Here is an 11978-nt window from a genome sequence, read left to right as displayed (position 1 = left end):
AATCAGCATTTTGTCTCTTCTATGGGCAATTGAATTATAAAACGGGTCCATTCGCCGGGCATGGAATCAACTTCCATGGTTCCGCCATGATGCTCGGCAACAATAAAATACGACACAGAAAGTCCCAGACCGGTACCTTTACCCACTTCTTTTGTGGTATAAAAAGGCTCAAAAATACGTTTACTTACATCCTCTTCCATACCGGGACCGTTATCTTCAATTTCCACCCGGACCATCTCTCCCGCCTGCTTAACGCGTAAAATCATGTGCGGACGCACATCCCCGTACTGTTTAGTCTGTGCAGCTTCCGCCCCATTACGGATCAAGTTCAAAAAGACCTGCTGAATTTCATTATTCTCGCACCAGACATCAGGAACTCCCTTTTCAAACTCACGGATAATCTCAATCTGCTTGAAATCGTATTTTTCTTTCAAACTGTAGCTGCTGGAAACCAGATCAACTGTCGTATCAAGCAGCTCCGGCAGGCTGTGACACCCTTTTACTTTATCACTTTTCCGGCTGAAACTAAGCATATTGGATACGATCTTCGCTGCCCGGCCCCCGGCTTCAAGAATGCCGTCAATCCTATAAAGAATGCCGCGTTTTTCCATATATTCATGGATGACATCCATATTCGTCCCGCATTCCTGAGCCAAAAGTTCATTACGCTTCAAATCATGCGATGCATGTCTGGCGATATTCTGGGCATTACCGACAATAATTGCCAGTGGATTGTTGATTTCGTGGGCCATTCCGGCCGCAAGTCCGCCAACCGAGAGCATCTTTTCGTTCTGCATAACCATCTGTTCGAAATTCATACGGTCAGTAATATCATCAATCCTGATAACCGCCCCTTCCACTCCGGACTCGGCCAGTGGGTAAATTGTTACGCTCTCATACTTTACCCGCTTGTCAACGTAACGGCGAACCAGCGGATCAACCTCCTGCCGTCCTGTTTTCAAAGCATTATGAACCCGCTTCACTTCGCCGGACAACTCCGGCAGGACCTGTTCCAACAATTTGCCGAGCACCTCGTCACGCCGCAAACCGTACACCTTTTCCGTTTCAATATTCCATTGATTGATACGGCATTCATTATCCACCCCGATTATGGCTGAAGGCATGGAATTAATTATACTTGAAAGATATAGTTGAACTTTCTGCAGATTCTGTTCCGCCTTTTGGCGTTCGTGAAGTTCCGCACGCAGCAACTCAGTCTTCTGCCTTACCTTGTGGCGCAACAACCATACCCAAAGCATAAAAGCAACCAGAAAGCCCAGCAATGGCCCCAACACAATGACCGCATAATGAATTATCCGGTCATAAAGGGTTTTGCGCTCAAAAACCCCGAACCACTTTTCGTAAATCTTATCATATTCACCTGATTTTTTGATCAGGTTCAATCCTTCATTCAACCTGCCGAGCAGTTCCTCATCCTCTTTGCGAACGGCAAAACAATATTTCCCGAAAGCAAAATCAGCCCCTGTCGTCTTTAGATTTCCAATGCCTGACTCGGCTGCCCGGAACAGGTTCTGCATTTTACCCAGCAAAGCGGCATCATGCTTGCCGGATGACAATATCTTCAAAGCAAGCCCCTGATCCGGCACAGGAACAATTATGGAATCGGGATAATGCTCCAGCGCGTATTCATGCATTATGTCACTGCGCTGGACCAGAATTTCCTTGCCATGCAGATCTTCAAGACGCTTAATATCGGAACCTTCACGGACAAAAATTGTGTGGGAAACAATGTTATGAGGGATTGAAAAACCGAATAATTCAGTCCGGGCAGGAGTTAAAAACATACCGGTGACTACGTCATTGGCCCCTTTTTCAAGGTTCTCCATAACCTCTCCCCAAGGCCGGAGATTAATGCTGAGGTCAAGATCGGAAGCTTTGGCAACCGCGCGAAGCACATCAATATTGAATCCTTTGGGAACGCCGTCTTCCAGATATTCATAAGGAGGATAATTACTGTCCCCCTCAGCCAGAATACTCTCAGCAAACACAGGCTTCACTGCAAGAAAACAACTGATCCACAGCAGCAAAAGAAAAATTTTCAGCCCGGAACCCTTCTCTGCAACCACGCCAGCAACTCCCTTATTCAACAGAATGTTTAAACCCTACCCCATTCTATAATAATCCACAGTTTATAATAGACCACTACAACACACTTTTGTCCAGAATTTCCGGCAAATACCAAAAATATACCCCGGACAGCCAGAAGCCGTCCGGGGTAATAAAACCAAAATTATATGACCGGAAATTATGACGCTTTCAACGCCCTGCTGATAAAATTCAAAATTTCCTTATACAGGCTGGGCGGGCTGTAAGGGGTAAGCAGGTTGGTTCTGACCGCGCCGACAAGGTTGCAAAGCACAACAGATGCAGTTTCAGAAACAGGCAGATTGGGAATTGAACCGTCGCGCACTCCCCGGGCGACACAGTTTTCAAGCAATACGGGAATCTGGACGAATTTATGGACCATGGCGTCCCTGTCTTCCCCGGTTTTCAGATCACTGTACGGCGAACACCTGATCAGCACCAGAAAGTCCTCATCAGGGTCAACGGAAAACTCAAGATAGCGGCGCGCAAACCTGCAAACAGCATCAAAACCGTTTTCAGCCTGCACGACCTCATCCTGCAATGCCTGAGTCAAACGTTCAGCAACATCAAAACCTGCAGCACGAAAAAGCTTTTCCTTGTTCCCGTAATGATGGGAAAGCAGCCCCACAGCCACTCCGGCACGGTCTGCGATCTTCTTAAAGGTGGTGCCGCTGTATCCCAGCTCACCGAAAAGCTCCTTGGCCGCCTTTAAAACTGTATCCTTTTTGGTCATTATAAAGTCTCGTTATTTCAATTTGTTGAAATTTATCGACACAAAAAAATCTTTACACGTAAAATCAAGCAAAGGTCAATCTGAAAGTGATCACACATCTAACTGCAGCCCTTATAAATATTGAATCCCTTCTCCAAAGAACTCATACCCACTCACCTTTGCCGTAAAGAACAAAAGCCCCTCCGGTGGGGGAGGGGCCTATGCTTTAAGGAATGGAAACGGAAGGTGTTTTACTAAGCTGATCGTTAAAAACCAAGCGTCCGGAACGTCTCCGCACATTTGAAATTTTTATGTGATCAAAAGTGATGTCCATCATACTCAGGGAGAGATGCGGGCTTCTCCCTGTGTTGTGTCAAAGTAACTCTTGCAAGCTGCTGTTGTGGTTGAATCGTCATCCAACTTTATCAGGCGAAGCTTTCAAACTCTCTTCCGGAAACCCCTACAGTCGCCGGAGGCAGGAAACATACTAGACCTGAAGGCTACATCAACCTCTTGCAGACATCTACCCTGAACTCTTTTTCAGAGCGACATCAACTGGAAACAATATCTACGTTCAGTATCGAGTCCTGTCAACAAGTTTTGTAACTTTTTTGATTTTTCAATCAACTTTTCTATTAATATGTTGATTTAACTAAACAAAAAGACAACAAAGACTACCTGAAAGACATAAATAAACGTACACAAAAGAGGTTTATTTTTCTTAAATCACCGCTGATCAACCATTCAGTCACAACAAAACAAACAACTTAGGCAACTGATCAGCTCCCCACTGTTGCAGCAAAACGCAGCTTAAAGTAATATCCCGTAAACACCCCAAGGAGAACAGACATGATCTTTTCAAAAATACTTATCCCGGTTGACGATTCCAAACACTCCGACAGTGCAGTCAAATACGGTATCTCCCTTGCTGAAATCTCAGGCACCGACATCATTATCCTGCACTGCCACCGCCCTGTACCCACAGGACTGGGCGAGCCCAACTTCCAGAAAGCAATTGATGACGCCACCCGCGAATCATACGCAGTCCTCAAAAAAAAGACCGCCCTTTTAGAAGGAAAAGACATTAATTATGAAGAAAAGATTATCGGCGGCTCCATTGCAAAATCAATCAAGACTGTTGCGGAAACAGAAGGATGCGACCTGATCATCATGGGCTCCAAGGGCAAATCCGACCTTGAAGGGCTTGTTGTGGGCAGTGTAACCCACAAAGTCCTGCATATCGCCGAATGCCCGGTACTGGTTATCAAATAGGCTGTGTAAAAGTTTTGCGTAATCACAATCTATAATTAAAATGAGATTGTAATTAAGCTTGTTTTCAATTAAGTATTTCAAAAAATTATTCGTGGAATTTTAATTATCATTCCCAGCCTACGGAGAATTGAATGCGGCTTTTGACACGATCAGACTTTGACGGCCTGGCCTGTGCGGTCCTGCTTAAGGAAATCGGGATCATGGACAACTGGATGTTTGTCCATCCCAAAGACGTACAGGACGGACGCTACCCCGGTGACCCCAACGACATTGTTGCCAACGTTCCTTATATAGAAGGTTGCGGCTACTGGTTCGACCACCACTCAAGTGAAGAAGAACGCCTCAGCATGAACCTTGACTACAAAGGCATGTCCAAATCAGCTAAAAGTGCTGCCCGTGTTATCTGGGAGTATTTCGGCGGCCACGAAAAATTCGCTGATAAGTTCGACGAAATGCTCCACTACGTGGACAAGGTGGACAGCGGAGACCTCACTGCCGAGGAAGTCGCCAACCCCAAAGGCTGGATTCTGCTCGGCTTCATCATGGACCCGCGTACCGGACTGGGCAGGTACAGACATTTCAAAGTCAGCAACTATCAGCTCATGGAGCATCTCATTGACTATTGCCGCGAGTTGCCCATCACTGAAATCCTCGCCCTGCCCGACGTCAAGGAACGTGTGGACCTCTACCTTGAAAGAGACAAGCAATTCCGCGACATGCTGCAAAGCCGCACTGAGATGTTCGGCAATGTAGCCATTCTCGACCTGCGCGAACAGGAAGAGATCTATCCCGGCAACAGATTCACCCTCTACTCCATGTTCCCTGAATGCAACATCAGCATCCAGATTATCTGGGGCAAGATGAAACAGAACACCGTGTTTTCCGTGGGCCACAGCATCCTCAACCGCACCAGCAAAGTGGACGTGGGAAGCGTGATGCTCAAGTTCGGCGGCGGCGGACACAAACAGGTCGGAACCTGCCAGGTCCCCCACGATGAAGCGGACGCTGCCCTCGGCCAGATGGTAGCCATGTTCATGGAAAAAAGTTACGAATAGCAAAAGGACCTGAGCGCGTCTGTGTTCAGGTTCTTTTTTCCGCATATTGTTTATCTAAGATTGACAAAACACAGCAAAAGTCAATACAAAATAAACATGAAACATTTTTTCCCGGAAATACTCTTTCCTGAAGCCGCCGGCAGGACCAAACTGCCTTTGCTCCTGTCCGAGGTCGCGGCAGGCTTCCCCTCCCCTGCAGACGACTACATCGATAAAAAAATGGACCTCAATGAGCAGTTGATCAGCAATAAAGCTGCAACTTTCCTTATGCGGGCCTACGGGGATTCCATGCACGACGCCAACATCAGGGAAGGGGACATACTGGTGGTGGACCGCTCCATGGACAGCCGCAACAACTCCATCATCATCGCGGTGGTTAACGGAGAACTGACCGTAAAACGAATCAGGCAACAGGACGGAAGACTCTACCTGATCCCGGAAAATCCGGACTATTCGCCACTGGAAATCACCGCTGAAACTTCCTTTGAAATCTGGGGGGTGGTGACCTACATCATCCACAAGGCGGTCTGATGAGAATCTTCGCGCTGGTGGACTGCAATAATTTCTACGCATCCTGCGAAAGACTTTTCCGCCCGGAACTCAAAAATCGTCCGGTAGTTGTCCTTTCCAACAATGACGGCTGCGTCATAGCCCGATCACAGGAAGCTAAAGCCATCGGGGTGCCCATGGGTGTTCCGGCGTATAAATACAAAAATTTTTTCCTGCATAATGATGTGGAAGTCTTTTCCTCCAACTACGCCCTCTATGGAGACCTCTCCCAGCGGGTAACCTCCACCCTTGCTTCCATCACCCCGGACCTTGAGGTCTATTCTATCGATGAATCCTTTCTTGAATTCCCGCCCTGCATGCTCCGCGAACTCCCCTCCATCGGACAGGAAATCAGGGACAGAATCCTCAAATGGACCGGAATTCCGGTTTCCGTAGGGTTCGGGGAAACCAAAACACAGGCAAAGCTGTCCAGCAACTTTGCCAAAAAATATAAAAAAACCGGAAGAACCTTCAGCCTCTGCGCACGAAATGACATGGACCGCTTACTGGAAAAAGTCCCGGTCACCGATATCTGGGGGATCGGCAGACGGCATGGGAAAAGGCTCATCGCCCGAGGAATATCCACTGCCCGCGCTTTCCGGGATCTGCCCAACCTCTGGCTCAAAAAAAATATGTCCGTAACCGGACTGCATACCGCTCTTGAGCTGCGCGGCACGCCCTGCTTTGAGCTGGACAACACCCCGCAACCCAAGAAAACCATATCTTCATCCCGCTCCTTCGGACGTCCGGTCAAAAAACTATCCGACCTTGAAGAGTCCGTTGCCGCCTATGTTTCCCGTGCCGGAGAAAAACTGCGCGAACAGCAATCAATGACCCGTGGTGTAATGGTCTACCTGACCACCAACCGCTTCAACAACCTGCCCCAGTACTCCAACCGCGCCACCCGCATGTTCACTGTCGCCACAGATTACACCCCGGAGCTGATCCGTACGGCCCGCCAATGTATCCGCTCCATATACAAAGAAGGATACAGCTACAAAAAGACCGGGGTGGTATTGCTTGATCTCTGCGGAAAATACAACCGCCAATGCAACCTGCTGGAAATGGACAGCAAAGAAGATGAAGACAAAAAAGACAAACTCATGACCCTGCTGGACTCAGCCAACGGTCGCTTCGGAAGGCAGACCCTGAGCTATGCATCTGAAGGAATTGAGCAGCCTTGGAAGATGAACAGGAATTTTAAATCTCCGGCCTACACCACCTGCTGGGACGAACTCCCCAAGATCGGGTAATCCTTTGAAATCACAGACACAGCAATAATTCCGGTCAATTTCCTCCCCTCCCTTTAGAATTGTTAAAAACAAAATCTCAGTCCGATCCTGCTTGCCCATTCGAAAACTTTAGGGCATTAAACGAAGTGAAAGTAAAACTCAAAAGCCCTAGTCGGGGAAAAATAGGATTACTGTCTAAAAAACTATGAATAATACATTTACCAGCATCAGGACCAAGGCGACCCTTATCGGGCTGCCCCTGATCATCGCCGCCCTGCTTACCGGCTGCGGCACCAAAAACGAAGCCGCCGGGCTTCACCAGACCGGAACAGTCGCCTTCATGCTCAACAAAGACAAGGCGGCCTCGGTCTATTTTGAAAAGGCAATCGACTCCAACCCGGAATACGGCCCCAGCTACATCATGCTCGGCGACTGTTACCTCCGGGAAGGCAAGTTCACTGAAGCTGTTGAATCCATCAACAAAGGGCTCCGGCTTGAACTGGACCAGGGTCACATCAGGCTGGCCCATAAAAAGCTCGCCCGGGCTTACAAAGAGCTCGGAAATGCAGACAAAGCCCTTGAGCACATAACCATCTATACCCGCATGTCCGTCTGGCAGGACAAATTCACTCCGCAGAAGATTTCCGAAACAGAAACTTTTGTAGCCCAATTGGACCTTCCGGATGACAAAAAGAATCTTGCGGTGGATAAAATCGTGGAAGAATCCACAAAAGCCAAGGCAGGACCTGCAGCAGGAGCACAGGAAGAAGATACCGACTTCCTGAATACAATCAGTTTCGGACTCATAGGAGCATCCGCCGAGAGCACCGATGAGCCTGTTGCGGCTAAACCTCAGGAAGAGGAAGAAGAATCTGACTTCCTTGATACGATCAGCTTCGGACTCATTTAAGATTATTTGCGCAAGCGACTTTAATCCCGCATTTTAGCAATAAAATGCGGGATTTTCTTTTGCCGCAGACAGCCCATTAACAACAGCCGGAAAATTTGACTAAGAAGGTATGTTTGTTTTATCAGGGCAAGCTGAAATGAGTTCTGGCGGAGTTCATTCACAAAAATAAAACAGTCCTGTAAAGTCAACTTTCAACAAAACCACCAACCTAACCTATCTTACTGGTTATAATTTTCCTTTCCACACCGGAACAGGCCCTATTATACCTACGTAAGTGTTAGTTATATTTAACTTGACAGAAGCCTTATTTGGCTTAAAACGGTTGCGTATTTTTTGAAAAAAACAGTTCAGCAAACATTATATATTGAAATTAACCAGAAAGACTCAGGAGAGTCATTTTGAATCCCAAAACAGATAAAGTACTTATTGCCAACCGAGGCGAGATTGCCGTGCGCATCATGCAGGCGTGTAAAGATCTCGGACTCAGTTTTGTCAGCGTATACACAGAAGAGGACAAGGATTCCGGACACATAACCATTGCCAAACAGCTTGGCGGTGAAGCTGCGGTTTACAAAATCAGGTCTTACAACGATGCCGGGGATATCCTCTCCGTTGCCGATGAGACTTACTGCACCGCTGTGCATCCGGGCTATGGTTTCTTCTCCGAGAACTTCCGTTTCGCACGCCGGGTAACCGAGCGCGACCGTCCCATGACCTTCATCGGACCCTCATGGTGGGTAATCCGTGATCTTGGTGACAAGATCAACACCAAACGCCTTGCCCGAAAGCTCGGTGTTCCCACCATCCCCGGTTCCGACAGAGCCATCTACGACGAACTGGAAGCGGAAGAAATCGCATCCAACCTGTTCGAATTCCAGAAAGAACAGGGCGTACGCAATCCCGTTGTCCTCGTAAAAGCATCTGCCGGCGGCGGCGGCATGGGTATTGACGAAGTTTACTCCATTGAGGAATTCCGTCAGGTATACCGCCGCATCAGAAACTACTCCCTGCGTACCTTCAACGATGAAGGCGTACTCATTGAGCAGCGCATCTTCGACTTCAACCATATTGAAGTCCAGATAGTTTCCGAACGTTCCGGTAAAAAACACGTTCACTTCGGCACCCGTAACTGCTCTGTACAGAGCCCCGGACGCCAAAAAAGAATTGAAGTAGCCCCCGGATTCTGCCCTGAAAGCATCGCCTATTCTTTTGATGCCAAAAAAGTTCTCGACGACGTTGTGGAACACTCCCTGAGCATGGCCCGCGAAATCAACTACGACAACGTGGGAACATGGGAATGGATTGTAACCCCCAAAGGCGCGCCCTTCCTCATGGAAGTAAACACCCGTATTCAGGTTGAAAACGGTGTCTCCGCCGCCATTTCACGCATCAAGGGCAACCCGGACGTAAACCTGATCAAAGAACAGATCAGACTCGCACTGGGTGATGATATGGGCTACTCTCAGGACGACATCACCTTCGAAGGTGTGGGAATCGAATACAGAATCATTGCGGAAGACACAGACGAAAAATTCGCTCCGTGGGCAGGCAAGATTGAAAACCTCCATTGGGACGAGCACGAATGGCTCAAAATGCACACACACATTCCCAAAGAACTGCCCTACCAGATTCCCACAGAATTTGACCCCAACCTGGCACTGGCCATCATCTGGGGCAAGGATCTTGAGGAATCCAAGAAACGCGGGCTCGAATTCCTTGACGAATTCGTTCTGGAAGGCAAGGACAGAAAGGAAGTATCCCTGAAGTCCAACCTTAAGTTTCTGGCCAAGAAAACAACAAACATACTGGAATTCTAATAATACATTATGGATATAGAAAAAAAACTGGAAGGACTGGTCAAGAGGGTCCAGTATGCGCGTGATGTTCTGGGTGATGCCGAGGACAGACGCCTTACTGCGTTCGCAGGCAAACTTGATGCATTCCTTGAAACCAGCATAAATAAGACTCAGGAAGAACTGTGGGATAAACTCAACTCTTACGATGAGAGCCTCGCAGTACTGGAAAAGGACATCGACAAGACCCTCTCCGCCATGGACAAGGTCCGCATCGTCCGTCATTCCGAAAGAATATGCCTCGAAGACATCCTTGAAAACGTCTACGACAACTACACTGTTGTCGGCGGTAAGGATGACATGAGCATCGACCCCGGCATGGTCATCGCACGGGCCTACATCACCCGCCGCGTGGGCAAGAAAGTCCACAACCAGCCGGTCATGGTCGTAGGTCAGGAAAAAGGCCACGGTCAGGAATTCCGCAACGGCGGCTGCATCAAGCCGTGGGGTAATGCCAACGCCCTGCGCTACATGAAAGTTGCCGCCCGCGAGAATATCCCCATCCACACCTACGTATTCACCCCCGGTTCCTATCCGGTGGAAGACTACCCCGGTGCGGCGCAGCAGATCGCGGAAAACATCTACGAAATGTGCGGCCTTGATGTGCCCGTCATTTCCGTTATTTCCGAGGGAGGCTCCGGCGGTGCTGAAGCCATCGCCATGGCTGATAAGCGTCTCATGCTTTCCCACGGCTACTATTCCGTTATCTCCCCCGAAGGCGCGGCCGCCATTGAAGGCCGCATCCGCGGCGGTGAGCGCGCTCCTGCCGAACTGATCGAAACCTGCGCCAAGTCCCAGTGCATCACTGCGGACGACAACCTGCGTTTCGGTTACATCGACGGCATTATCCGCGAACCCGCTCTGGGTGCGCGTCCCGAACATTTTGATTTCTACAAGATGGTCCGTGCGGAAGTCATCCGCGCAACCGATGAAGTTGTACTGAGCGTCAAGGGCCTCCGCCTGTTCAGTAAAGCGGCCATCAAGAACCGCAATAAAAAAGATATCACTGACGAATCCGTATTCGTACGCTGGCAGATCAGCCCCAATGCCAAGGACCGCCTGCTCTGGAAGCGTTACAAAAAATACCGCCGCATGGCTCAGGATTCCTTTGAGGACAAACGTTCCTTCCTTGAAAAGCTCAACTCCGCAAAAGTTGACGCCATGGCCGCAGCGTACTCCACAGTCCGCTACGACATGATCCGCAAGTACCAGTCCAAGATTCAGGCCCTTGCAGATGAAGCCAAGGACGAAATGCACGTTGTGACCAACAAGTTCGACAAGCTCAAGCACATGCTCATCGGAAAGATGGGTGCAGGCTCCAAGAGCGTGTCCGAAGTTGAAGCGGCCCTGACCAAGCTCTCCGATGATGCAGAGCCGGATCTTCCGCCGTCTGATTACCGTCACTACATCAGCCCCCGCGCAAGCGAGGACAAGGAAATCACCTGCCCTAACGCTGAAAAGAACGGCTGTCTCGAAATCTGGTCCCGCGACCTGTTCGACGAGTTCGCCGGGGTCTGCCCCACCTGCGGTCACCATTTTCCCATGGAATACCGCTGGTACATGGCCAACCTCTTTGACTGGGGCACAGTGCGCGAGTTCAACAAATCCATCTGCTCCGCAAACCCCACCGGATTCCCGAACTTTCAGGAACGCCTCGACGCTGCCAAGGCCAAAACCGGCCTGCAGTCCGGTTGCATCACCTTTGAAGGAGCCATCAAGCACACCAAGGTGACCTGCGCCACCCTCGTAGCCCCCTTCCGCGGCGGCTCCGTGGGTGCGGCAGAAGGTGAAAAATTCATCCGCGCCCTTGAGCTGGCAGGCAAGAAACGTTACCCCTTCCTCGCTTACGTACACGGCACTGCCGGGATCCGTATTCAGGAAGGCACCAACGGCCTGATCCAGATGCCGCGCGTAACCATGGCTGTACGCCGCTACATCGAGTCCGGCGGGCTGTATATCGTTCTTTACGATACCAACTCCTACGCCGGTCCGGTGGCAAGTTTCCTCGGCTGCTCCCCCTACCAGTACGCTGTGCGTTCCTCACGCATCGGCTTTGCGGGTCCGGGCGTTATCAAGGAAACCACCGGCATGGAAATTCCGCCGGATTACCATTCCGCATACAACGCGCTCTCCAGAGGTCACATTCAGGACATCTGGGATCGCCGCGACATCCGCCGCAACCTGCATCAGGCTTTCCTGACCGTAGGTGGCCGCAATCTGTACTACAGATAAGACACCACACACCCCTCATATACAGAAGGCCCCCGGTTTCTATGGAACCGGGGGCCT

Annotated in this window: 9 protein-coding genes; 7 read left to right on the top strand and 2 right to left on the bottom strand. The window is 49.6% G+C overall.

Annotation, left to right across the window (positions count from 1 at the left end):
* Positions 1–2: 2 nt before the first annotated feature.
* Positions 3–2087, bottom strand: a complete 2085-nt coding sequence (locus FMR86_RS07005; protein ID WP_163350382.1) for a transporter substrate-binding domain-containing protein — start codon at positions 2085–2087, stop codon at positions 3–5.
* A gap of 179 nt (positions 2088–2266) precedes the next feature.
* A complete protein-coding gene (locus tag FMR86_RS07000) occupies positions 2267–2839 on the bottom strand; it encodes a TetR/AcrR family transcriptional regulator (protein WP_163350381.1) in 573 nt (190 codons plus the stop codon).
* 828 nt (positions 2840–3667) lie between these two features.
* On the opposite strand from FMR86_RS07000, the gene FMR86_RS06995 reads away from it, so the two are divergent.
* The 7 genes from FMR86_RS06995 to FMR86_RS06965 all read left to right on the top strand — a co-directional run bounded on the left by FMR86_RS06995 (position 3668) and on the right by FMR86_RS06965 (position 11921).
* A complete protein-coding gene (locus FMR86_RS06995) occupies positions 3668–4090 on the top strand; it encodes a universal stress protein (RefSeq protein ID WP_163350380.1) in 423 nt (140 codons plus the stop codon).
* A gap of 131 nt (positions 4091–4221) precedes the next feature.
* Positions 4222–5145: an exopolyphosphatase gene (locus tag FMR86_RS06990; protein ID WP_163350379.1), complete on the top strand. Its 924-nt coding sequence runs from the start codon at positions 4222–4224 to the stop codon at positions 5143–5145.
* A gap of 96 nt (positions 5146–5241) precedes the next feature.
* Positions 5242–5676 carry a LexA family transcriptional regulator gene (locus FMR86_RS06985; RefSeq protein WP_163350378.1) on the top strand — a complete coding sequence of 145 codons (435 nt, stop codon included), beginning with the start codon at positions 5242–5244 and terminating at the stop codon, positions 5674–5676.
* Entirely contained in the window at positions 5676–6947 is a 1272-nt protein-coding gene (locus tag FMR86_RS06980; protein WP_163350377.1) for a Y-family DNA polymerase, read from the top strand. Before FMR86_RS06985 ends, FMR86_RS06980 begins: the two co-directional genes overlap by 1 nt.
* Before the next feature lie 184 nt (positions 6948–7131).
* Positions 7132–7836, top strand: a complete 705-nt coding sequence (locus FMR86_RS06975) for a tetratricopeptide repeat protein (RefSeq protein ID WP_163350376.1) — start codon at positions 7132–7134, stop codon at positions 7834–7836.
* Positions 7837–8234: 398 nt separating this feature from the next.
* The gene (locus tag FMR86_RS06970; RefSeq protein ID WP_163350375.1) at positions 8235–9653 is read left to right on the top strand and encodes a biotin carboxylase N-terminal domain-containing protein; all 1419 of its coding nucleotides are present in this window, start codon (positions 8235–8237) and stop codon (positions 9651–9653) included.
* 9 nt (positions 9654–9662) lie between these two features.
* Positions 9663–11921 (top strand): carboxyl transferase domain-containing protein, encoded by a 2259-nt coding sequence (locus tag FMR86_RS06965; RefSeq protein ID WP_163350374.1) that lies wholly within the window; start codon positions 9663–9665, stop codon positions 11919–11921.
* Positions 11922–11978 lie beyond the last annotated feature (57 nt).

Origin of the sequence: Desulfovibrio sp. JC010 (assembly GCF_010470675.1) — a bacterium.
Taxonomy (GTDB): Bacteria; Desulfobacterota; Desulfovibrionia; order Desulfovibrionales; family Desulfovibrionaceae; genus Maridesulfovibrio.
Note: the sequence above shows the minus strand (reverse complement) of the source record. Positions and strands in the feature narration are given on the sequence as shown.

Coding starts and splice junctions, on each gene's coding strand:
- FMR86_RS07000 (WP_163350381.1), bottom strand. CDS start 2,839: ATGACCAAAAAGGATACAGTTTTAAAGGCGGCCAAGGAGCTTTTCGGT.
- FMR86_RS06995 (WP_163350380.1), top strand. CDS start 3,668: ATGATCTTTTCAAAAATACTTATCCCGGTTGACGATTCCAAACACTCC.
- FMR86_RS06990 (WP_163350379.1), top strand. CDS start 4,222: ATGCGGCTTTTGACACGATCAGACTTTGACGGCCTGGCCTGTGCGGTC.
- FMR86_RS06985 (WP_163350378.1), top strand. CDS start 5,242: ATGAAACATTTTTTCCCGGAAATACTCTTTCCTGAAGCCGCCGGCAGG.
- FMR86_RS06980 (WP_163350377.1), top strand. CDS start 5,676: ATGAGAATCTTCGCGCTGGTGGACTGCAATAATTTCTACGCATCCTGC.
- FMR86_RS06975 (WP_163350376.1), top strand. CDS start 7,132: ATGAATAATACATTTACCAGCATCAGGACCAAGGCGACCCTTATCGGG.
- FMR86_RS06965 (WP_163350374.1), top strand. CDS start 9,663: ATGGATATAGAAAAAAAACTGGAAGGACTGGTCAAGAGGGTCCAGTAT.